Raw genomic sequence first — 22,917 nt, 5'->3', positions numbered from 1 at the left:
GCCTTTGGGGAAGTTTAAACTTTGCAGGGTTTAAAAATTGTACATCGGCTCACTTCCACATTTTTCATACTTTACATATTTTAGCATAAAATTTACAATCAAATCAACTGCAAAACAAACAAATTGCACAACAAAATATAAGAATTTTCGTATGTGCAAAAATTAAACGTACTCAGGGAGGTATAGTTATGAAGAAATCATTGGCAGTCATCCTTGCATCAGCTATGGCAGTTTCATTGACAGCATGCGGCGGTTCCGGCAACGCTAAGACACCGGAGCCAACAACGGCAGCTGAGGCTCCTAAGACAGAAGCTCAGGCAGAAGGCACAGAGGCGGAAAACGGACAGGAAGAGACTGAGGCAGTTTCCTCAGATGCGGAGGCGACCGGCAATGTAATGCTGTACTCTTCCATGCAGGAGGATCAGCTGATGGCCATTAAGCAGGGATTTGAGAAGAAATATCCTAATGTAAAGATGGATTATTACTTTGCAGGCACAGGAAAGGTGATCACCAAGATCGCCACCGAGCACCAGTCAGGACAGGTGGCGGCTGATGTGATCTGGGTGGGAGACCCCTCGGACTATATTGGATTTAAAAATGAAGGCATTCTTGCAAAATATTCATCCCCGGAGGCCGGCGCCATTGCCGATAAGTTTATTGACCCGGACGGATACTACACTGGTGCACGTATGATGAACATGTCCGTGGGATATAACACCACCCTGGTTACGGAGGAGGAAGCGCCCAAGACATGGAATGACCTGTTGGATCCAAAGTGGAACAACCAGATCGTAATGACCGACCCGTCTTCAGCAGGCACCACAAAGTATTTTGTGGGAGCGCTCCTTTCTGATCCATCTTATGGTGAGGAATATTTTAAGAAGTTAAAAGAAAATGGATGTGAGCTGGAATCCGGCACCACCGCAACCCACAACCAGGTGGCTGCAGGCGCCTATAAGGTGGGGATCATGCTGGATTATGTAACACAGAACCTGATGGATGAGGGTTCGCCTCTGGGCTTCAGGTATCTGGACTCCGACCTGGTTTCCATCTTCTCACCCATTGGCCTGGTTGAGGGATGCGCAAACGATACCAACGGCAAACTGCTGTATGACTTTATCCTTTCCAAGGAAGGCCAGGAGATCCTGGTAGACAACAACCTGCTGTCCGTAAGGGATGACGTGGACCAGAAGGGCGCCAGCGTGGAGGAGATCGCAAAGTCAGCCATGAGCGTTGACCTTCAGTCCCTGTCCGACAGCTCAGATCAGATTATTGAGACATTTGACAAGATCTTTAAGTAAGGAAAATATATTAAAAGTACATTAAAAGTATAGCAAGGAATGTATAGCAAGGAAAGCGGGAACATGTAAGCGGGGCCGGAAGAAGTTCCGGCCCTGTTTTATCCGCATGGATGGAATTACATTTACAAGGGACAGGAGGACCTATAATGGCTAGTATTAAGTTCGACAATATATCCTTTTCCTATGGGGACAGACATATTTTAAAGAATTTTTCCCTGGAAGTGGACGACAGCCAGATCATGTGCCTGGTGGGCCCCTCGGGCTGCGGCAAGACCACGCTGATCCGCTGCCTCCTGGGGTTTAACAAGCCCAGCACAGGGGAGATCTGGATTGGGGACAGGTGCGTATTTTCACAGGCAAAGCGTATCAATATTCCGCCGGAGCGCCGCGATGTGGGCGTGGTGTTCCAGGATTATGCGGTTTGGCCCCACATGACGGTTCTGGAAAATGTGTGCTATCCCATGAAAAAGCGCAGGATGCCAAAGGCGGAGATCAAGCAGAGAGCGGAGAACGCACTAAAACAGGTGCGCATGAGCGAATATGCGGGCTATCTGCCCAGCCAGCTGTCCGGCGGCCAGCAGCAGAGGGTTGCCATTGCAAGGGCATTGGTCAGCTCCGATGCGGTGATCGTCATGGATGAGCCAATCACCAACCTGGATGCAAAGCTGAGAGAGGAAATGCTCATAGAGATCCGGCAGATCCAAAAGAATATAGGGACCACCATCTTTTATATCACCCATGATCAGGAGGCATCCCTACAGCTGTGCGATAAAATGGCCATTATGAACAGGGAAGGGGAGCTGTGCCAGCTGGGAGCGGATGAGGATATCATACTCCGGCCTGCCAACCGGTTTGTATTTGAGTTTATCGGTGTGTCCAATTTCTTTACACTGTGCAAAAAGGGAAAGGACTGGTGCTTTTCCGGCAACGGAAAGATGATATTTGACGGGAAGGTGCCTGCACAGTATGAACAGGCGGGAACCGTGGACATGGGCGTGCGCCCCAATAATATTACGTTTGACTCTGCATCACCCCTGAAGGCAGCGGTAAAACGCTCCGTATTCCTGGGTAGCGAGTATGATTATTTTGTGGATTTTAACGGCAAGGAGATCCGTGTTCAGAAAAATGCCTTTGACGCCAATCAGGCAGGCACGGTGGAGCGGGAAGGGGAAACCGTGGGTCTTAAATTCATAAGCCCTGAGTTTTATCCTGCAGTTGGAAAGGAGGAAAACCTATGACATTCAGGAGACGGCGTGCCATGACAAGCGGCTCGGAGCTGGCTGCCATGGAGGGCAGGAAGTTCGGCCTGGACCAGGCCATGACGGGCCTCAGCTTTGTATTGCTTCTGGTCATTGTGGCGATCCCGATCTTTATGATCGTTTACAATGCGTTTTTCTATGAGGGCAAGTTTGATATCAGCCTCTTTGTATCAGTGATAGGAAATATGGATAACCTGAAGGCAATGTGGAACACCATTGTTATCGCCCTGGCGGTGACGCTGTTTGGAACCATTATGGGTCTGTTCTATGCCTGGCTTCTGGGGCGCAGCGACATTCCGGCCAAGGGCTTTATGAGGGCTATGTTTACCATCCCCTACATGTTTCCTCCGTTTTTTGGTGCCATGGCATGGGATCTGCTTTTCTCAGGAAGGGCCGGCTATGTGAACAAATGGCTGATGGCAACCTTCCACCTGGCCAGTGCGCCCATTAATATCAACAGTATCGGCGGGATCATTTTTGTGGAGTGCTCCTACTATTTCCCATTTGTGTTCATGCAGGTGGTAAGCGCCCTGGAGCGCATGGACCCCACCTTGGAGGAGTCAGCCAGGATCGCTGGGGCAAAGCAGGGGCAGGTCATAGCAAAGATTACGATCCCCCTGGTAAAACCAGCTATTTCCGCAGGAGCGCTTTTGATCCTCATATCCTCACTGGCTCATTTCGGAGTGCCGTCCATTCTTGGTTTTTCCAAGAATATTTATACACTGCCCACCATGATCTACGCCCTGATCTATAAATCCTCGGGAAGCTTTGAGGGAATCCGCCAGGGCGCCGCGCTGTCCATCCTGCTGGTGGCGGTGGTGGCGGTGGCACTGGTGATCCAAAAGCGGGTGCTCAGCTCAGGAAGCTATGACATTATCAAGGGAAAGTCCATGCGGCCTACCCTGATTAAGCTGAGGGGAGCCAAATACCCGTTGCTGGCATTTGCCTGCCTTACACTGATCGTTATTGTTGTGGTCCCTCTGGTCATGATATTCCTGGTAGCCCTGGTCAATGCATATGGGCTCCCCCTTACACCGGAGAACTTCTCCCTGAAGAATTACCAGAAGGTACTGACCTCCACGGCCACTCTGGATTCCATCAAAAACTCACTGTTCCTGTCTGTTACGGCCGGGATCGTGTGTATGTTCCTGGGTGTTATGGTGGCTTACGTGATTAGCCGCATTAAACCAAAGGGCAAAGGTATTCTGGAGATCCTTTCCGTGCTGCCCTATTCCATACCCGGAACCGTGCTGGCCATCGGCGTTATCCTTTCCTGGTCCGGCTCCATCTTTGGGATTAAACTGTACAATACCATATGGATCATACTGGTGGCCTATATGGCAAGATACCTGTCCTTCTCCATGAAGAGCGCCTCCGCATCCCTGCAGCAGGTCAACTCCTCCCTGGAGGAAGCTTCCAGGGCCTGCGGCGCCACCCACACGGAATCCCTGAAGGATATCACCCTGCCTCTGATCCGCCCGGCCATGGTATCGGGATTCTTCCTGATCTTCCTGCCGGCCATGAGGGAGCTGACCACATCCATTCTTCTCTACGGGCCATATACCAGGACGCTGGGGGTACAGATCTATTCCTTAAGGGACGCAGGCATGATCCCTCAGGCATCGGCCCTGGCCTCACTGGCCATTGTAATCATTATTATATGTAATACCATTGTCACGGAAATCACCAAAGACAGGAAGGGAGCGTAGGTTATGGCACAGGATCAGGTAGTTTTACAGCATGTTACAAAGCGCTTCACAACCAGAACCATGGGTACGGTCACGGCGGTGGATGACTTTAACCTGAATATTCAGGAGGGGGAGTGTTTCTCCTTCCTGGGACCATCAGGCTGCGGCAAGACAACTACCCTGCGCATGATCGCGGGGTTTGAGGATCTGTCTGAGGGCGAGATCCACCTTTGCGGCAAGCCGGTATCCATCAAGTCAAAGAACCTTTATGTTCCCCCTGAGGAAAGAGGGCTGGGAATGGTGTTCCAGGCATTTGCCGTGTGGCCCCATATGAATATTTTTGACAATGTGGCGTTTCCGTTAAAAATACAGAATGTAAATAAGACGGATATGACAAAGCGGGTAAAGGAAGCCCTGCACCACTGCAGCCTGGATGGGCTGGAGGAGGTGTATCCTTCGGAACTTTCAGGCGGCCAGCAGCAGCGTATTGCCCTGGCCAGGGCAATTGTCACCAACCCAAAGGTGATGCTTCTGGATGAACCCCTCTCCAACCTGGATCCTAAATTAAGGGAATCCATGCGGTTTGAGATCAAGGAGCTGCAGCGCAAATTCAACTTTACCATTATTTTTGTGACCCATGACCAGTCTGAGGCCATGGCTATCTCGGACCGGATGATGGTGTGCGACATGGGCAGGATCATGCAGGTCGACACTCCGGCAAACCTTTACAACAAGCCCAATTCCCGGTTTGTGCACAGCTTCCTGGGAGAATCCACATTCATTAATGTTGTGATCAAGGATAAAAAGGCATACCCCAAAGGCGACATGAGCCAGGCGCTGGATCTGCCCGTGCCGCCGGATGCTGCCAGCGACATGGTGGTCGCCACCAGGCCCAATGCCATACGGATAACCGGGGACCAGGGATTTAAGACCCGTGTGGAAAAGAGGATCTTTCTTACGGATAAGACAGAGTACCTGGTATCGGTGGGTGAGCAGCTGGTAAAGGTGGAAACGCCCCACCGTGTGGTGTTTGCGCCGGGTGAGACCTGCTGTATCCACATCGCGGACCCCATGTGGTATCCGGCTGAGGATAAAAAGGCGCAGGAGGAACGGCTGAAGAGACAGCTGGTGTGATTTTCTTTGGCTATTGTTTACTCCCTGGGCCGCTTGAAAGAAATCAGGAAACATGATATCATAGAATATAAATGTATCCTAAAAACTGAGATCACATCCTTTTAAAGGATAGGCCTGCCCTGTCAACGGACGACAGGGTAGGCATTATTTATATACTATTTATATCTGCTTGCCGGGAGCAGGGATAAGCCAAACTCCTTGGACAGGTACGGGAGGGGAACATGACGGAAGATTACAGGGAGAGCATACCCAGAAAGGTCAGGAAAACAGACCTGAAAGCCCAGGTGGAGGAGGAACTTCTCCGCTTTATCAAACACATGGATCTATCTGTGAACAGCAAGCTTCCCAGGGAGGAGGAGCTGGCACGGATGCTGGGAGTCAGCAGGATCACACTGCGCAGCGTCCTGGACGACCTGGCGGGAAAGGGCATGATATTCCGCAGACATGGAAGGGGGACGTTTGTCAACAGCAGCTTTTTTGAGATGAAAGCCAGCTTTAACCCTGTGATGCATTTTGCGGATATGATAAGGAACAGCGGATATGAACCCAGGGTGGAGATGATCCGGCACCAGATTGTCAGGGCGGACCGGGATGTGGCCGGCCGCCTGGGCATGGAGGAGGGGGCGCAGGCCCTTGTGTGTGACAAGATCTTCTACGCGGATCAACAAATCTGTGCCGTGACCCGTGACTATATCCCCCTTTCATACCTGAGAGGGGTGGATATGGGAGAACTGGACCGTTATGTGAATTCCGTGTTCTACTTTATGTACAAGGCCAGCGGCAAAAAGCTGGAGTGGGACAAGGTGGAGCTGAACGCGGTCTACAGTAGGGACGTGGAATTGCTGGACAGCCTGTTAAAAACAGCAGGGATCCCGCCAAAGGCATTCCTGCTGCTAAAGGGCGTTAACTTTGACGAGGACGGGACCCCGGCAGTTTACACATGGGAATACGTGGACACAAACATCTTAAAATACAGCCAGATACGCAAGCGGATCCTTCATTATGACAGGATGGATGAGGATGAAGGATCCAGGATATCAAATATTAAAACGGATTAGCGATCGCTAATCCGTTTTACATTGTTTATGGCTGCCATTTGGAATACCCATATATCATAACAAAAATACTCACGATCAAAAGTCCGTTCCCCAGGTTGATAAACAGGGGATTTTCTGCCAGGCATCCCATAAAAGAACCGATCCCCATGATCACAGTTCCTATTAATGCGCTGAATTTATATCTGTCCATATGTATGTTCCCCCTTTTACGCTTCCTCGGCAATGCTGCCGGCTGCCCGCTGCTTATTTACGGCCATCAGTGCGGTATAGATCGCTGCGCCCAGAATGATTCCGTTTAAGGACGGAAGGCCAAATGGGATCATGTACACCAGGGCGATGGAAATGGCCCAGGTGATCCAGGGGACGGGATTCCATTTGCAGAATCTGGCTTTGTCATACGCCGCATAGCTGCCTTTGTGGACCAGGAAATAGTCTGACAGGATGATTCCGGATAATGGCGGGACCACTGTACCCAGTATGTTGAGGAAGGTGAATAAAAAGCCGATCTCATAGGGTTTTGTAAGGGTTGCCAGGGCTGACAGGGCCAGCAGGATGGCCAGCATTTTCTTGCGCTCCATCTTAAATGCATTGGAGAGATTTAAGGATGTGGAGTACAGGTTGGCTGCATTGGTGGTAAAAATGTTGGTGGTCATAAGGATCAGGCTGGGAATCACCAGGCCAAATCCCAGAAGGATCACGGTGAGGTCGCTGTTCTCCATGGCAATGGCTGCAATGGCGCCGCATACGATCATCAGGATATTGCCTCCCAATAGACCTGTGAGGGTGGCGGATATGGCTGTCTTGGTGTCCTTGGCATAGCGCATGATGTCGGCGATACAGGTTGCGGTGGACAGAACCCAGGTGCCGATCACGGCCGTGATGCCTGTGAACAGGGGCATGTTGGCGGCCGGAAGATAGGAGAACAGGGCATCCACCCCTCCGATGACGCCCAGGGAGCGGATGGCTGTGGCAATGGACAGGAATACAATGGCGGGTATGGCGATGTATCCCAGGATGGTGATGGCGCTGATGCCGAACATGGCAAAGATGCCCATGATAATGGCGCTGGCAGCCATACATAATCCCTCGCCCACCTGACCCATATGAAATACCTGGGCCACAAAATGTCCGTAAGTGGCTGCCTGGATGGTGTACCAGCCAAGGTTGACCACGGGTACAAAGATGGAGGCGGCCTTGGAACCGCTGGAGCCAAAGCTGTACCTGGTCAGCAGCGCGAAGGTAAGGCCTGTCTTACAGGCAATGATGCTGATCAGTACGGCAATGATGCTCAGAAAAATGTTGCCGCCCAGTGTTGCCAGTATGATGTGCTTAAAATCCATTCCTGCCGCAAGCCCGCCTCCGGCCATCATGCTGGTAATGACAAATACAAATCCCGTCCACACAATGGTAAGGCTGAAATAGGTCTTGCGTTGGTTCAAGGGTACGGCGCACCGGGAGTATTCCGTGTCCGCTGACTGGTTCTGATTCTGCTGTTCCATCTCATATCCTCCTCGTCATCTGCTTGATTGATCAACTGTTCCAGTAGCCTTTATGCACTTCTGCTATCTCCTCAACAAGTTCGGGAAAGGGTCCAACCACTTCGATCTTCTTTTGGCCCCTTGCAAATACTTCGCGGCATGGAAGGTCAAAGGTGGGGTTCTGGGGGTCTGATCCGGTCTGGGCCAGCAGGTCCTTCTCGGTCATGCCGTATACCACCCGTCCGATCCCGGCCCAGTAGATGGCTCCCGCGCACATGGCGCATGGTTCCGCTGTGGTGTAAAGGGTGCAGTCCTTCAGATAATCTTTGGAGTACAGCTGGGATGCCCGCTCCGCCACCTGAGTCTCCGCATGGCCGGTGCATTTATTCTCTGTTATCTCAACATTAGGCTGTTCCAGTAAGATGTTGCCGTCCTTATCTGCCAGAAGAGCTCCAAAGGGAGTATTGCCTTCTGCACGTGACTGCCTGGAAATCTCCGCACAGCGTCTTAAGTTCTTAATATCAATTGTCTGATCCATTTTAACCTCCTGATTGGTATAAGGTAATACCTCATATCTTTTATAAATTTAATTTATCATAATCCGAAAGGGTTGTAAATCATTAATATGCATAAGGAAAAAGAAATTTATTGTGCATATTTACCCTCAGTGGACGAGGATACCAATCACAGATACAAAAATGGTTTTACACAGATTTTACAGAATCTATACCATACTTTGATTTCATCCAATGTAAAACTTATGTATACTCCAAAATGTAGTGAACATGAAAAAACAAATACACAGAACAGAAACAGAATAATTGGAGGCAATGTATTATGAGAATGGACAGTAAGAAAATAATGGCACTGATGGGCACGGCAATGCTTGCAATGGGAGTACTGGCAGGATGCTCAGGTTCCGCAGGCGAGACAACCGCAGCAGCTGCAGCAACCACGGCAGCTGAGGCAGCACCAACCACCACCGCAGGGCAGACGGAGGGAACCTCGGAAGAGGCAGCCACATCAGCTCAGGCAGCAGCTGACTTAAGCGGCTCCATCAGCATGGTAGGCTCCACTTCCATGGAGAAGTTTGCAAATGCGCTCAGCGAGTCATTTATGGAGAAATACCCAAAGGTTACGGTTACAGCTGAGTTCGTGGGCTCCGGTGCAGGCGTTGAGGCTGTTAACAATGGAAGCGCTGATATCGGAAACTCTTCCAGAAACTTAAAGGACGAGGAAAAGGCCAACGGCGTGGCTGAGAACATTGTGGCCATTGACGGGATCGCAGTGGTAGTCGATCCTTCCAATACCGTGGAGGACCTGACCAAGCAGCAGCTGTCAGACCTCTATGAGGGCAAGGTGACCAACTGGAAGGATGTGGGAGGAAGCGATGCTCCTGTGGTAGTGGTTGGACGTGAGTCCGGTTCCGGTACAAGAAGCGCCTTTGAGGAGCTGCTGGGACTTGAGGACCTTTGTAAATACAGCAATGAGCTGGACAGCACAGGCGCAGTGATGGCAAAGGTTGCATCCACGCCAGGTTCCATCGGATACGTATCCCTGGACGTGCTGGACGACACTGTTAAGGCCCTGAAGCTGGAAGGGGCTGAGCCCACAGAGGAAAATATCAAGGCCGGAAGCTATTTCTTAAGCCGTCCCTTTGTTATGGCTACCAAGGGTGATATCAGCCAGCAGAACGATCTGGTAAAGGCGCTGTTTGACTATATTTACTCCGAAGAAGGCACTGAGATCGTTAAGTCCGTGGGACTGATCGCAGTTGACAAATAATCAGGATCAGAAAGGAGACTTCCCTGCATGAGAGCGGAAACAATTTCCATACGTTCCCACCACAGCAGCAAGTCCACTGTTGAAAAAGCTGCACAGGCCATCTTTACCGGCTGCGGCTTTTTCGCTGTACTGGCTGTTGCATCCATCACATTGTACATGATCATAAGCGGTACGCCCGCACTGTTTAAGGTGGGTATACTGGAAATCATCTTCGGCACCGCATGGCAGCCGGCGGCAGCTTCCCCCAGCTTCGGGATTCTCTTTGTCATACTTACATCCATTGTGGGAACATTTTTAGCAATACTCATCGGCGTACCCATTGGCGTTATGACCGCCATTTTCCTGGCGGAGGTGGCCCCTAAAAAACTGGCGGACACGGTCCGTCCGGCAGTGGAGCTGCTGGCAGGCATCCCCTCGGTCATCTACGGCCTGTTGGGAATATTAATACTGAATCCCCTGATGTATAAAATAGAGCTTATCATATTCAAAGGCTCCGAAACCCACCAGTTCACGGGAGGCGCCAATCTGATCTCCGCGGTCCTGGTGCTGGCCCTGATGATCCTCCCCACGGTCATCAATATCAGCGAATCCTCCCTAAGAGCGGTTCCCTCCCACTTAAAAAGCGCGTCCCTGGCTTTGGGGGCCACCAGGATACAGACTATTTTCCAGGTGATCGTGCCCGCGGCCAAGTCCGGTATCATCACAGCGGTGGTGCTGGGAACAGGCAGGGCCATTGGCGAGGCCATGGCCATCAGTCTTGTGTCCGGAAGCGCGGTGAACCTTCCTCTTCCCTTTAACTCCGTGCGGTTCCTTACCACAGCCATCGTGTCGGAGATGGGGTATGCGGCCGGACTGCACAGGCAGGTATTGTTTACCATCGGACTTGTGCTCTTTGCCTTTATCATGTGCATAAACATAAGCCTTACCAGGATTCTGAAGAAAGGGGAGAAGAAAAATGACAGGTGATATAGCGGTTCAGATCAATAAAAACTCTGTGGTCAGGGACAGCATTTATGGGAAACGGGTAAGGCCCACGGATGTCCTGCTCACAGGAATCATATACGGATGCGCGGGTCTTTCCATCCTGATCCTGGCCGGCATCATGGGATACGTGTTTGTGCGTGGGATCCCTCATGTGACCTGGGCTTTTTTAAGCACTGCTTCCAGCGCCACAAAGGGAACCTTCGGCATCCTGGGAAATATCATCAACACTCTTTATATTGTGGGCATCACCCTGCTGATCGCCACCCCCATCGGGATCGGCTCAGCCGTGTACCTCAATGAATACGCCAGGCCGGGCAAGGCGGTCCGGGCCATTGAATTTACAACGGAAGTTTTATCAGGTATCCCCTCCATTATCTTTGGATTGTTCGGCATGGTATTTTTCGGCAATACCCTGGGACTGGGATATTCCATCCTCACAGGCGCTCTCACCCTGACCCTGATGATCCTGCCGCTGATCACCAGGACTACCCAGGAGGCATTAAAGACAGTTCCGGACAGCTACCGCCACGGAGCTTTGGGGATCGGGGCAACCAAGTGGTATATGATAAGAACCATCCTTCTTCCAAGCGCCATGCCCGGGATCCTTACAGGAGTTATCCTGGCTATCGGCCGCATTGTGGGAGAGTCCGCCGCCCTGCTGTTTACTGCCGGAAGCGGATATTACCTTCCAAAGAACCTGCTTCACAAAGTACTGGAATCCGGCGGAACCCTGACCATCCAGTTGTACCTGTTTATGCAGAAGGCAAAATATAATGAGGCATTTGCCGTGGCAGTGGTACTTTTGGTCATTGTACTGGGGATCAATGGACTGGCAAAATATCTGTCCCATAGATTTAACGTGGAGAAATAAGGAGATAGAACGTGGAAACAAAAACAAAGATTGCAACCCGGAACCTGAACTTGTATTATGGGGAGAATCATGCCCTTAAGAATATTAACCTTGATTTATATGAGAATAAGATCACGGCGTTTATCGGTCCCTCGGGATGCGGAAAGTCCACCTATTTAAAGACCCTGAACCGCATGAACGACCTGGTGCCCGGCGTGAAGATCGATGGGACCGTGCTTTTGGACAATGAGGACATCTATGACCCCCAGGTGGACACCACCCTTCTCAGAAAAAAGATTGGCATGGTGTTCCAGCAGCCCAATCCATTTCCCATGAGCATATATGACAATGTGGCATATGGACCCAGGATCCATGGGATCAAGAACAAATCCCAGCTGGATGAGATCGTGGAGAGCAGCCTCAGGGGAGCCGCCCTGTGGGATGAGGTGGCGGACCGTTTGAAAAAGTCAGCCCTGGGCCTGTCCGGAGGACAGCAGCAGCGTCTGTGTATTGCAAGGGCGCTGGCCGTGGAACCGGAAGTGCTGCTCATGGATGAGCCCACCTCAGCCCTGGATCCCATTTCCACTTTAAAGATCGAGGACCTGATGGATGATTTAAAGAGCAAGTACACGGTGGCTATTGTAACCCATAACATGCAGCAGGCCACCCGTATTGCGGATTATACAGCCTTTTTCCTGGTAGGTGAAGTGGTGGAGTACGCCGCCACGGATGAACTGTTTACCATGCCTAAGGATAAGAGGACAGAAGATTATATTACAGGCCGTTTCGGCTGATAGACGGGTAGTTGGCAGAAAGGAAATAGAATGAGTGTAAGAGTAACTTATGATCACGAATTAGGAGTATTAAAACAGGATTTAAAGGAAATGGCCAGGATGGTGGAAAGCGCCATTGAACAGACCTTTGCAGCCTTTGAGGACCAGGATTACGCCATGGCCGAGGATGTGATCAAGGGGGACCGCACGGTCAATGACATGGAGCGGGCCATTGAGTCCCGGTGCCTGTCCCTGATCCTGCGCCAGCAGCCTGTGGCCAGTGACCTGCGTCAGGTGTCCACCGCCCTAAAGGTGGTGACGGACCTGGAGCGTATCGGGGACCATGCATCGGATATTGCGGAGCTGATCCTGCGCATAAAAAGCGAACACGCATATCACATTGTGAAGCACCTGCCCGTGATGGCGTCCGCTGCGCAGAACATGGTACACGATGCCATCGAGGCGTTTATCAGCCAGGACCTGGAGGAGGCGCTGAAGATCATTGACAGGGATGATGAGGTAGATATGCTGTTTAACAAAGTAAAAACAGATGTCATTGATCTTCTCAAATCCTCCCCCGACCAGGCGGACCAGGGGATCGATCTTTTGATGGTGGCAAAATATCTGGAGCGCATTGGGGACCACGCGGTGAATGTCTGCGAGTGGACCCAATTTTCCAAGACCGGAACCCTCAAGAATGTGAGGATCATGTAGTTAGTGTTATTTTACAGTCAATACTCTCACCTTCATGCCGTCCTCCAGGTTCCTGCTGCTTTGCAGCACCACCTCGCTGCCCGCTTCCAATCCCTGGGTTATTTCCATGTATGCGTTTTTCTTTCTGCCCTGGGTAACGGGTGTTTTGACCACAGATGTATTTACAATGGCGTACACGTAGCTTCCGCTGTCATCAGAGAGAATGCACTTGGATGGGATGTAAACAGAGGAGGCTGACTGGCTGCCGGCCGCCCTTACATCGGCCATAAGGCCGGTATAGCGCAGATCCTCCTGGCGGTCCAGCAGTATTTTTACAGTGTACATGCCGGTTTTGGGATCGCATACCGCTGATATCTCCCCAATGGTGCCGCTGCAGGCGGTGCCGGCCGACTGCAGCCCGATGTCCATGGCCATTCCTGTTTTCAGCTGGTCTATATCCGTGTCAGCCACCTGGATCTCCACCTTTTGCCCGCTGTCATCGATCACAGTGGCGCCTGTTACCTGAGGGGACACTGTCTGGCCGATCTCCACATTGATCTTAGTGATCATGCCGGTGATGGGGGAGGGGACACTGCAGTCATCATAGCGTTTCTGGGCAATGTCCAGGGCCGCTTTTGCGCTGTCCATCTGTGCCTTTGCCGCGTCATAGTTACCGTCCTGGCCGTTTTGCGCCGCCTTTAGCTTGGAGGCGGCCGTGTCCATCCTGGATCTGGCATTTTCATAATCCACCTGTGAGACTACGTTGGAGGCGTATAGTTCCTGGACACGGTTAAAGTTATTAAGGGCATCCGTGTATTCGATCCGTGCGGGCGCCACTCCGGTGTTTTCATCGCTGGCTTTCTGGGCGCTGGTAAAGGCAGCCTTCGCCGCGTCATATCCCGCCTTTGCCTGGGCAAGGGAAAGTCCGGCATCCGTATCATCTGTCTGAAAAATAATATCTCCTGCATTTACATGCTGTCCCTCTGCGGCAGGTACGGCCACCACCTTTCCGCTTCCGCCGGGCATCACGTCAATGGTGCTCATGGCCTCCACTGTTCCCTGCCACACCATGGAGGACAGGTCCCTTCCCGACCGCGCCACGGCCGTGGTCACCTCCGGCTGGCCGCTGTCCCCCGCGCATCCTGTGAGCAGCCCCGCTGCCAGCATGAGGATGGCCCAAACTGTCATATTTCCTTTCATTGTCTTACCTCCCATGTGTCCTTATTTTAAATGTACCCTGACGGTAGCGTTCATGCCGAATACCAGCGGAAGGTTCTCCTTGTTCTCAATGGTTACCTTGATGGGGATGAGCTGTGTCACCTTGGTGTAGGTCCCGCTGGTGGAAAAGCTGGTGGTATTGGTGAAATAAGTCTGGGTAGTTGGATCGATCTCAGTCACCTGGCCTTTAAATGTCCGTTTGGGATATGCGTCTGTCTTTACATCAGCCATCTGGCCCAGGCGGATCTTCATAATATCCGTTTCCTCCACATTGACACCGATATAGAGATTGGAGGTGTCCGCCACCACTGCCACAGGCGTGCTGGCGTTCGCCATCTGGTTCACGGCACCGTCATTTTTAACTACCGTGCCGCTGATGGGGGATGTGATATAGGGCAGGGTCTCCTGGCGCCCGAGAACCTGGTCCTGCTCAACCAGGTCCCCGTTTTCCACATCCCAGGAGATCAGCTTTCCATTGGTCACCGGCATGACGGAATAGAGTTTGGCAGTCACCTTGGCATTATCCGTGCTGAAGTAATTGGTGTTTACGCTGTAAATATAATAGCCTGCACTGCATCCAATGACCACTATGGCAAAAAGCAGGGGATAAAGGAACTTTTTAAGCTTCCCTTTTTGACTTACCGGCTCCTCGTCTTCTATGTTGTGCTGCGTGTTTTCTTTCATTTTCTTCACCTTCTATATTATATTCTTGGAATCCGTCCCGCCGGACATCTAGTTCAGCGCAAACTGGCTCTGGTACAGATCTGCGTAAAAGCCTTTCTTTTCCAACAGTTGCATGTGATTTCCCTGTTCAATGATATCGCCGTCCTTCATGACCAGGATCAGGTCCGCGTCACGGATGGTGGACAGGCGGTGGGCAATAACAAAGCTGGTTCTGTTCTGCATCAGGCTGTTCATGGCATTCTGGATCAGCACCTCAGTCCTGGTGTCAATGGAACTGGTAGCTTCATCCAGGATCAGGATCCTGGGGTTGGCCAGTATGGTCCTGGCAATGGTCAGCAGCTGCTTCTGGCCCTGGGACAGGTTGCTGGCTTCCTCATTGATCACCATTTGATATCCTCCGGGCATGGACCGGATAAACGCATCGCAGTGCGCGGTCTTAGCTGCGGCGATCACTTCCTCATCCGTCCTGTCAAAGTTCCCGTACCGTATGTTTTCCATGATGCTGGCGCTGTAAAGCCAGGTCTCCTGCAGGACCATGCCGAACATGGAGCGCAGGTCGTTTCTTGTAAAGTCCAGGATATCGTGTCCGTCTATGAGGATACTGCCTGAGTTAAGCTCATAAAACCGCATCAGCAGTTTGACCACCGTTGTTTTGCCCGCTCCGGTGGGGCCTACAATGGCAATGGTCTGGCCGGATCTGACAGAGGACGAGAAATCATGGATGATCAGCTTGTCGGGCCGGTAGCCAAAGTGTACGTGCCTGAACTCCACATCCCCTCTCACCTGCTGGGGGCGGATGGGGCTTGCGGTTTCAGGCACCTCCTCCTGTTCATCCAGGAATTCAAATACACGTTCCGCTGCCGCTGCCGTGGACTGGAGGGTATTGGAAATATTGGCGATCTGGGTGATGGGCTGGGTGAAGGTGCGCATGTACTGTATGAAGGCCTGGATGTCGCCGATATCGATCACCTTCTTGACCGTGAGATATCCCCCCAACAGGCAGACAAACACGTATCCAAGGTTGCTGACAAAGGACATGATGGGCATCATCATTCCGGAGAGGAACTGGGATTTCCATGCGGAGCTGTAAAGCTCATCATTGATCCGGGTAAATGTTTCAATGGCTTCCTCCTCCCCGTTAAAAACCTGGACCACATTGTGGCCGCCGTATATCTCCTCAATATGTCCGTTGAGCTGTCCCAGGCTTTTTTGCTGCCCCTTAAAATATTTCTGGGACTTCTTGACCACCCCCATGATAAGGCCCATGGAAAGGGGAAGTACCATGATGGCCACCAGGGTCATACGGATGCTGATGGAGATCATCATTGCCAGCACTCCCGCCAGGGTGGCCACCGAGGTGATGATCTGGGTCAGGCTTTGGTTTAAGGTCTGGCTCACCGTGTCCACGTCATTGGTGATGCGGGACAGTACCTCCCCGTGGGTCCTGGTATCATAGTAGCTTAAGGGAAGGCGGTTGATCTTTTCCGAAATATTTTTGCGGAACTGATAGGTCACCTTCATGCTCACGCCTGACATAATATAGCTTTGCAGGTAGGAGAACAGGGCTGAGATCAGGTACAGCACCACTAGGAGCAAAAGACAGTTCCTTATGTACCGGAAGTCTGTGAAAAGGCCGGTGCCCATCATCCAGGCGATCATGCCCTCAAACAGTTTGGTGGTGGCCTTGCCCAGGATTTTTGGCCCAACAATGGAGAAGATGGAGGAACATGCGGCAAACAGGATCACAATGCCGATGGAGGTCTTATACACCATCAGGTATTGGAGCAGATGGACCATGGTGCCCCTAAAATCCTTGGCCTTTTCCCCGGCGGCCTGGATGCCCCGGCCTCCCATGCGGGAAGGGGGCGATTGTTTTTTCTCTGTCATTGCAATTCCTCCTCGCTGAGCTGGGACAGGGCGATCTCACGGTACACGGTACAGCCTTTCATCAGCTCCCTGTGGGTTCCCTTTCCAACCACCCTTCCGTGGTCCAGGACAATGATCTGGTCCGCGTTCATAATGGTGCTGATCCTCTGGGCGACCAGGAACTGGGTGGAATTGCCTGTTTCTTCCTTCAGGGCGGCCCGAAGCCTGGCGTCTGTCTTAAAATCCAGGGCTGAGAAGCTGTCGTCAAACACATTGATGGGAGCATTTTTAACCAGCGCCCTGGCGATGGCCAGTCTCTGCTTCTGGCCTCCGGACACATTGCCGCCGCCCTGGGCGATGAGTGTGTCAAACAGGTCAGGCTTGGATTCAATGAATTCCATGGCCTGGGCAATGCCTGCGGCCTTTAGGATCTGTTCCTCCCCGGCATCCCTGTCCCCGTAAGCCAGGTTGCTGCGGATGGTGCCGGAAAAAAGAATGCCTTTTTGGGGCACAAAACCCAGGTTCCGGCGCAGGTCGTGCAGGGGCCAGTCTTTTATGTTTATGCCGTCAATGAGTATTTCACCCCGGGTCACATCATAAAACCTGGGGAGCAGGTTTACCAGGGTGCTTTTTCCGCTTCCCGTGGCGCCGATAAAGGCTGTGATCTGCCCCGGGCGAGCGGTAAAATTAATATCAGTGAGCACATCCTCGTTCCCGCTGGGATAGCGAAAGGACACGTGGCAATACTCCACCATGCCCTTACAGGGCTGGGATAGAGTGATGGGATGTTTTTTGCCGGTGATGGAGGATCTTGTGGTTAAAACCTCCGCCACTCGGTTAATGGACACAATGGCCCTGGGGATCATGATAAACATCATGGACATCATGAGAAAAGCCATGATAATCTGCATCACGTACTGCATATAGGCCATCATGTCCCCCACTTCCATGTGGAAGCCGGACACCTGGTTGGATCCCACCCACACCACCAGTACCGTGGTCAGATTCATGATCAGCATCATGGCAGGCATCATGCCGGACATGGTGCGGTTCACAAACAGGTTGGTCTGGGTCAGCCGCCGGTTGACCTTGTCAAAGCGGTTTTCCTCGAATTTCTGGGTATCAAAGGCCCGGATCACCAGCATTCCCTCCAGGTTTTCGCGCACCACCAGATTTAACCGGTCGATGAGCTTTTGGACCAGCTGGAATCTGGGCATCACAAGGCTGAACATGGAAAATACAACTGTAAAGAGCAGAAAAACGGCCAGGGCAATGATCCAGGACATGGATTTATCCTTGGCCAGTGCGTGGAGTATGCCTCCCACAGCCATGATAGGCGCATAGAAAACCATGCGGATCATCATGACGATCAGCATCTGGATCTGGGTGATGTCATTGGTAGTCCTTGTGATCAGGGACGAAGTGGAGAAATGATCCATCTCCGCATTGGAAAAACTTTCCACTGCTGTAAATACATCACGGCGCAGGCCGCGGCTGACCCCTGCGGCCACCCGGGCGCCCAGAAATCCCACGGTAACGGTGCATGCCGCGCTGATAAGGGCGATCCCCAGCATTTTGAACCCTGTTTCCACAATATAGGATGTGTTGCCGGCTGTTATACCGTCATTTACAATATCGGACATAAAGTCCGGAAGGGCCAGGTCACATGAAGCCTGACCGAAAAGCAGCACAATGGCCAGCAATATGTACAGTACATATGGTTTAAAATATCGAAACAGTACGGTCAAACTCACTCCTTCTTCCTGCCGCTGCCTGCGCGGTCCGCCATTGCGGCAATGATGTCCGCACATCCTTCGTATCCAAAGGAAGATGTGTTCAGGCATATGTCGTAGTTTTCCATCTTCCCCCACTCCTTTTCAGCAAACATCTTGTAGTATTCTCTTCTCTGCTGGTCTTTTTTTCTTATATAAGCTTCCGTGTTTTTTGCGGGAACATGGTCCGTGGCCCTGATGCGGCTGACCCGTTCCTCCATGGAGGAGGCGTAGATAAAAATATCCAGGGAGGCGCACACTTCCTTAAGCACCGTATCCGCGCACCGTCCCATAAAGATGGCAGGTCCCTCCATGGCCAGTCTGCGGATGGTCTCGCTCACTGCCTCAAACATCTGGTAAGGCTCAAACATCTGGCCATAATTCTGCAGGCTTCCCGCAAACATGGCAATGTCGTGGAGCAGGCTTTTGCTTCGTGTTTCATCCTTTTCCCTGAGTCTGCCCGGGTTCAGCCCAAAGCGCTCTGCGGCCAGCAGCAAAAGTTCCCCATCGTAAAAGGGAATGCCTAACTTCTGGGACAGGATCCGCCCAACTTCCCGGCCGCCGCTTCCGTACTGACGGTCAATGGTAATACAGCTGCGCCGCCTGCCTGTTATCTGATATGCAGTGTTTTTGGCATTCATGGCCGGTCCTCCGTTTCTGCAGGTTCCCCCTCCCGGGATGCTGGGGTTTCACGTTCCTTTTGCTGTCTGAGGACATGGTCCACTTCACCTTCCATGATGCCGGCCAGCTTGTTCCACAGTTCGATCAGTCTGCACACATCATCATGGCCCATGCGCTGGATCATCTGTTTTCTGAGCTGTTCCATATTTTGGGTGGAATCAGCCAGGACCTGCTCCCCCGCGGGGGTGAGGCAGACGTATGTATTCCTCCGGTCCTTCACATTCACGGTTCTGGTGATCAGACCCTTTCCCTCAATGGAATTGAGCATACGGGATACGGCCGAGATTTTAGTGTCCATGCGGTCGGCCAGCTCAGATACATAGATGCCCATGGAATCCGGGTTCTCTTTTACATACCGGCTGATATGGCTCAGGGCAACATACTCGGAATAGATGACCTGCTCAGACAGAACACTTAATTTGATCTTCCGCATCCGCCGTACCACTTTTACTAATTCCGTATGAAGCAGATGTTCGTCCTGTTCATTCAACATGACCTTCCTCCTTTTGATTGGGGTGTACTCCCGGAGTCTCTCCGGCACCCTTCTCTGGGGCTGATTTTCCGCCAGCCGTACACAAATCCGAGTACCAGGGGGTTCCGGGAATATATTGAGAATATTTATCAGTGTTAAATATTTATAGTGTATAATAATAGTCCTGACGGTTGCATTTGTCAACAGTATATGCTGTATTTTTGCAGTTTTATAACAGAGCCTTTTATAACAGAGACGAAAAAGAGGTGTACTGTAATGTCCATAATGTAGTGGACATAATTCCAAAATGCCCCTTCTTAAAATTTCATGGTATGGTTGTTATAATGCAGAGTAGGAGGTAACCAATGAATATTAGGCAGATATCATTTCTTAATATGCTGGTCAGCCACAGCGGGGAATTTTTGCCCATTGATCGTTTTGCGGAGGATTTACAGGTATCCCAAAAGACATTGAGAAGGGACCTGGATCTCATTGAGACTTATCTGAAGGATTTTGGCGCAGGGATAGAGAGAAGGAGCGGTGTGGGGATCAGGCTTTGGATCCAGCCGGACACAAGGGATCAGCTGCGCAACCGGATCTCTTATCTCACCTACGTCAGCCGCAGTTCGGAACGTAAATCCTGGGAAAAGGAGTCCAGGCGCATGGATATTGCGCTGAACCTGCTCCTCTATTCGGATGAGTATACGTCCCTTTCCTCCCTTGCCTATAAATATTACGTGAGCAAGAGCACCATCAACCACGACTTATGCCTGCTGGGAGAGATGCTGGGCCGCTTTTCACTGGACATTACCAGGACTGCAAATGGAACCATCATATCCGGCAGCGAGCGCGGGATCCGCCAGGCCATTGTCTATATCCTATCTTACATCCTGGATCCCGGGATCATCCTTTCCAGGGGCGGTGAGACCGCGGGCGTCAGCTGCAGTCCGGACCCGGATACGCTTGCCACCATACTGGATATATTCAGGGAAGAGGACATCTGCGTTGTAAACCGGCTGCTGTGCGGGGTGGAGGAAGCATACGGGTATAAGTTTGACGACAGTGAGTTTGTAAACGTATCCTTAAACCTTCTGGTTATGGCATACCGGTTGAAAAACGGCTGCACCCTGGAGGGGGAAGGACGCCTCGGTGGGGCGGATTCCTCCGGGACGGGATCAACGGATCCCATGGGAGCCGGGGCAATAGCGGATGAGGTGCAGGACAGGATGTGGGATCAGTATCAGATCCGGCTAACCCCGGCTGAACTGGAGGGGGTCAGGAATATTTTCCTGGTCACTCATCTCTTTGATTCATCAGGCGGCAGCGGGTGCAGCAATGAAGTGTTCCAGCTTTTCAGCGAGGATTTTATTGACGCCTTTACCACCATCACCAACATCAGCCTGCGGGAAAATCCCACCTTTTGTGAAAATGTGATCGCCCATATCAACCTTATGTTAAACCGCCTGTTTCACGGCACGCCGGCCAGCAATCCGCTGATGGAGCTGCTGATCAAGGATTACCAGAGTACCCTGAACGTGTGCAGAATCATCTGCAGTATTCTGGCCCAAAAGTTTCATTTGCCGGAGCTAAGTATAGATGAGATCAGTTTCCTGATGTTGTATATTCTGGGCGAGACTGTAAGGCAAGCGGAGCATGCCAAGGTTCTTTTTGTCACGGGCCTGGCAAAGAGTGTGGCCAATCTGACAAAACTCAGGCTGCAGCAGCATTTCCCTCAATGGATATTTGAGACCTGTACGCCGGACGGATACCCGGGCGTAAAGAAGGGGTCCTATGATTTCTGTATTTCCACAGTGATGCTGGAGGAGGGAAAGGACTGTCTGCCCTATGTGTTTGTATCCCCCATTCTGGAAAGCAGGGATTTCCAGAATATCCAGGAGCTGTTCTGGAAGACAAACGAGAGCGCTTCCATGTACCTGCTGGAGCTGATGCGTATCGTCAATGACCTCCATGATATTGGCTGTACGATTGATTTTAGTACAAAAGCTCTGTCCGGGGGAACGGACTGTCTCATACGGATATCAGCCCTAAAGGGGATCCAATATATTTATTCCATTCATGAACAGGAAGAGAACCATTGCACCTTTGTGCTGGATGAAGACAGCAGGCGCATCATGTACGTATATATCGATATGTGCAATCTGGATTTTATGCTGTTTTCTTCTAAGATCGTATACCTTCTGGACAACTGTCCGGACGAGATTCTTCCTGATTTCATACATTACCTTACGGAAGGAGATACCAATGTTTAAGATTATATTGTTTATGCACGGAAATCTTGCATCGGAGTTCATCAGGGCATCCTCCCTGGTGTTTGGGGAGCAGAAGGACATGGAGGCGTATGGACTGGAGCTGGGATGCGATGTTGACGGGCTGAGGGAACGTATCAGAACCTCCATTGTGGATTCAGCGGACCGGGGACAGGAGGTGCTGGTCCTCACCGACCTTATGAACGGAACTCCCTTTAATTCCATGATGCAGCTGGAAGAGGAGTGCTCATTCCGGCATTTTACAGGGGTAAACTTTCCGCTGCTGCTGGAGGTTTTAAACCGGCGGATGTCCCAGGACCTGGCTTCTGCCATTGTGGGGCTGGATGAGGTGGCCAGAAGGAGTATCTATGACTGTGATGCATTTTTAAGCCAGATCGCACTTTAATTTATATGATGCTGAAAGGAGAAGGAGTTTAATGAAACATATTTTAGTCACAAGGATTGATGACCGTCTGATCCACGGCCAGGTGGTGACGGCGTGGATCAAACAGTATCCCATTAACAAGATCCTGATCATTGACAATGAACTGTCTAGGAACAAGCTGATGGAGCGGATCTATAAGGCGGCAGCGCCGGTGGGCATTGAGGTGGTGATCATGGATCAGGAAATGGCGGAGGGATTTTTAAAGGAAGATCCAGGGCCGAAGGAAAATCTTATGATACTGGTAAAGGTTCCCCAGGTGCTGGAAAAACTCATAGGGAGCGGAATCAGCATAGACAAGATCATATTGGGCGGCATGGGGGCAAAACCGGGCAGAAAGACATTTAATAAAAATGTGTCCGCCAATGAGGAGGAGACGGGGTGCTTTAAACGGATTATTGAGGGCGGTGTGGAAATCTATTACCAGCTGGTCCCCAATGATAAAGAGGTAAATATCAGAAAAATGCTGTCATGATGGGAACAAAGGGAAGGAAAGACGAAAGGAGAAGAGA

22 protein-coding genes are annotated in these 22,917 nt (G+C 51.3%); 13 read left to right on the top strand and 9 right to left on the bottom strand.

Going from position 1 to position 22,917, the window contains the following annotated elements:
- Positions 1-188 precede the first annotated feature (188 nt).
- From HMPREF9469_RS11975 to HMPREF9469_RS11955, 5 genes are all read left to right on the top strand, one after another.
- Positions 189-1,301, top strand: a complete 1,113-nt coding sequence (locus tag HMPREF9469_RS11975; protein WP_007862264.1) for an ABC transporter substrate-binding protein — start codon at positions 189-191, stop codon at positions 1,299-1,301.
- Between the two features lie 146 nt (positions 1,302-1,447).
- The gene (locus tag HMPREF9469_RS11970; RefSeq protein ID WP_007862263.1) at positions 1,448-2,539 is read left to right on the top strand and encodes an ABC transporter ATP-binding protein; all 1,092 of its coding nucleotides are present in this window, start codon (positions 1,448-1,450) and stop codon (positions 2,537-2,539) included.
- Positions 2,536-4,269: an ABC transporter permease gene (locus HMPREF9469_RS11965; protein ID WP_007862262.1), complete on the top strand. Its 1,734-nt coding sequence runs from the start codon at positions 2,536-2,538 to the stop codon at positions 4,267-4,269. Before HMPREF9469_RS11970 ends, HMPREF9469_RS11965 begins: the two co-directional genes overlap by 4 nt.
- A 3-nt stretch (positions 4,270-4,272) precedes the next feature.
- Entirely contained in the window at positions 4,273-5,382 is a 1,110-nt protein-coding gene (locus tag HMPREF9469_RS11960) for an ABC transporter ATP-binding protein (RefSeq protein WP_007862261.1), read from the top strand.
- Positions 5,383-5,603: 221 nt separating this feature from the next.
- The gene (locus tag HMPREF9469_RS11955; protein WP_007862260.1) at positions 5,604-6,440 is read left to right on the top strand and encodes a GntR family transcriptional regulator; all 837 of its coding nucleotides are present in this window, start codon (positions 5,604-5,606) and stop codon (positions 6,438-6,440) included.
- Positions 6,441-6,465: 25 nt separating this feature from the next.
- Here the strand turns inward: HMPREF9469_RS11955 and HMPREF9469_RS32425 are convergent, their stop codons facing one another.
- From HMPREF9469_RS32425 to HMPREF9469_RS11945, 3 genes are read right to left on the bottom strand one after another with little or no spacing between them, the layout of a single operon-like run.
- On the bottom strand, positions 6,466-6,630 hold the full coding sequence (locus HMPREF9469_RS32425) for a hypothetical protein (protein WP_007862255.1): 165 nt from the start codon (positions 6,628-6,630) through the stop codon (positions 6,466-6,468).
- 16 nt (positions 6,631-6,646) lie between these two features.
- Complete coding sequence (locus tag HMPREF9469_RS11950; protein WP_007862254.1) at positions 6,647-7,939, bottom strand: cytosine permease; 1,293 nt, start codon at positions 7,937-7,939, stop codon at positions 6,647-6,649.
- Positions 7,940-7,970: 31 nt separating this feature from the next.
- Positions 7,971-8,456, bottom strand: coding sequence for a nucleoside deaminase (locus HMPREF9469_RS11945; protein WP_007862253.1), 486 nt, complete (start codon positions 8,454-8,456; stop codon positions 7,971-7,973).
- Positions 8,457-8,755: 299 nt separating this feature from the next.
- Here HMPREF9469_RS11945 and HMPREF9469_RS11940 point away from each other — a divergent pair, with 299 nt between their 5' ends.
- From HMPREF9469_RS11940 to phoU, 5 genes are read left to right on the top strand one after another with little or no spacing between them, the layout of a single operon-like run.
- The gene (locus HMPREF9469_RS11940; protein ID WP_007862252.1) at positions 8,756-9,703 is read left to right on the top strand and encodes a phosphate ABC transporter substrate-binding protein; all 948 of its coding nucleotides are present in this window, start codon (positions 8,756-8,758) and stop codon (positions 9,701-9,703) included.
- 27 nt (positions 9,704-9,730) lie between these two features.
- Positions 9,731-10,669, top strand: a complete 939-nt coding sequence (gene pstC / locus HMPREF9469_RS11935) for a phosphate ABC transporter permease subunit PstC (protein ID WP_007862250.1) — start codon at positions 9,731-9,733, stop codon at positions 10,667-10,669.
- Positions 10,659-11,558, top strand: a complete 900-nt coding sequence (gene pstA, locus HMPREF9469_RS11930; protein ID WP_007862248.1) for a phosphate ABC transporter permease PstA — start codon at positions 10,659-10,661, stop codon at positions 11,556-11,558. Before pstC ends, pstA begins: the two co-directional genes overlap by 11 nt.
- Before the next feature lie 11 nt (positions 11,559-11,569).
- Positions 11,570-12,331: a phosphate ABC transporter ATP-binding protein PstB gene (gene pstB, locus HMPREF9469_RS11925; RefSeq protein WP_007862246.1), complete on the top strand. Its 762-nt coding sequence runs from the start codon at positions 11,570-11,572 to the stop codon at positions 12,329-12,331.
- Positions 12,332-12,361: 30 nt separating this feature from the next.
- The gene (phoU, locus tag HMPREF9469_RS11920; protein ID WP_007862245.1) at positions 12,362-13,024 is read left to right on the top strand and encodes a phosphate signaling complex protein PhoU; all 663 of its coding nucleotides are present in this window, start codon (positions 12,362-12,364) and stop codon (positions 13,022-13,024) included.
- 6 nt (positions 13,025-13,030) lie between these two features.
- Here phoU and HMPREF9469_RS11915 read toward each other — a convergent pair whose 3' ends face one another.
- Genes HMPREF9469_RS11915 through HMPREF9469_RS30660 form a run of 6 tightly spaced genes read right to left on the bottom strand, consistent with a single transcriptional unit; the run spans position 13,031 to position 19,717 of the window.
- Entirely contained in the window at positions 13,031-14,203 is a 1,173-nt protein-coding gene (locus HMPREF9469_RS11915; RefSeq protein ID WP_007862243.1) for an efflux RND transporter periplasmic adaptor subunit, read from the bottom strand.
- Between the two features lie 21 nt (positions 14,204-14,224).
- The gene (locus HMPREF9469_RS11910; RefSeq protein ID WP_007862242.1) at positions 14,225-14,905 is read right to left on the bottom strand and encodes an HlyD family secretion protein; all 681 of its coding nucleotides are present in this window, start codon (positions 14,903-14,905) and stop codon (positions 14,225-14,227) included.
- A 48-nt stretch (positions 14,906-14,953) separates the two neighbouring features.
- On the bottom strand, positions 14,954-16,792 hold the full coding sequence (locus HMPREF9469_RS11905; RefSeq protein WP_007862241.1) for an ABC transporter ATP-binding protein: 1,839 nt from the start codon (positions 16,790-16,792) through the stop codon (positions 14,954-14,956).
- Positions 16,789-18,519: an ABC transporter ATP-binding protein gene (locus HMPREF9469_RS11900; RefSeq protein WP_007862240.1), complete on the bottom strand. Its 1,731-nt coding sequence runs from the start codon at positions 18,517-18,519 to the stop codon at positions 16,789-16,791. The genes HMPREF9469_RS11905 and HMPREF9469_RS11900 overlap by 4 nt, the downstream gene beginning before the upstream one ends.
- A gap of 2 nt (positions 18,520-18,521) precedes the next feature.
- Positions 18,522-19,184 carry a cytidylate kinase-like family protein gene (locus HMPREF9469_RS11895; RefSeq protein WP_007862239.1) on the bottom strand — a complete coding sequence of 221 codons (663 nt, stop codon included), beginning with the start codon at positions 19,182-19,184 and terminating at the stop codon, positions 18,522-18,524.
- Positions 19,181-19,717 (bottom strand): MarR family winged helix-turn-helix transcriptional regulator, encoded by a 537-nt coding sequence (locus tag HMPREF9469_RS30660; protein WP_007862238.1) that lies wholly within the window; start codon positions 19,715-19,717, stop codon positions 19,181-19,183. The genes HMPREF9469_RS11895 and HMPREF9469_RS30660 overlap by 4 nt, the downstream gene beginning before the upstream one ends.
- Before the next feature lie 344 nt (positions 19,718-20,061).
- Here HMPREF9469_RS30660 and HMPREF9469_RS11885 point away from each other — a divergent pair, with 344 nt between their 5' ends.
- The 3 genes from HMPREF9469_RS11885 to HMPREF9469_RS11875 are packed head-to-tail and all read left to right on the top strand — an operon-like array spanning position 20,062 to position 22,880.
- Positions 20,062-21,966, top strand: coding sequence for a BglG family transcription antiterminator (locus HMPREF9469_RS11885; protein WP_007862237.1), 1,905 nt, complete (start codon positions 20,062-20,064; stop codon positions 21,964-21,966).
- Complete coding sequence (locus HMPREF9469_RS11880) at positions 21,959-22,369, top strand: PTS sugar transporter subunit IIA (protein ID WP_007862234.1); 411 nt, start codon at positions 21,959-21,961, stop codon at positions 22,367-22,369. The genes HMPREF9469_RS11885 and HMPREF9469_RS11880 overlap by 8 nt, the downstream gene beginning before the upstream one ends.
- 31 nt (positions 22,370-22,400) lie before the next feature.
- Complete coding sequence (locus HMPREF9469_RS11875) at positions 22,401-22,880, top strand: PTS sugar transporter subunit IIB (protein ID WP_007862233.1); 480 nt, start codon at positions 22,401-22,403, stop codon at positions 22,878-22,880.
- The last annotated feature ends 37 nt before the right edge of the window (positions 22,881-22,917 follow it).

The organism is [Clostridium] citroniae WAL-17108, from assembly GCF_000233455.1.
Lineage (GTDB): Bacteria > Bacillota > Clostridia > Lachnospirales > Lachnospiraceae > Enterocloster > Enterocloster citroniae.
The sequence above is the reverse complement of the archived record's forward strand: the minus strand, read 5'-3'. Positions and strand labels throughout refer to the sequence as shown.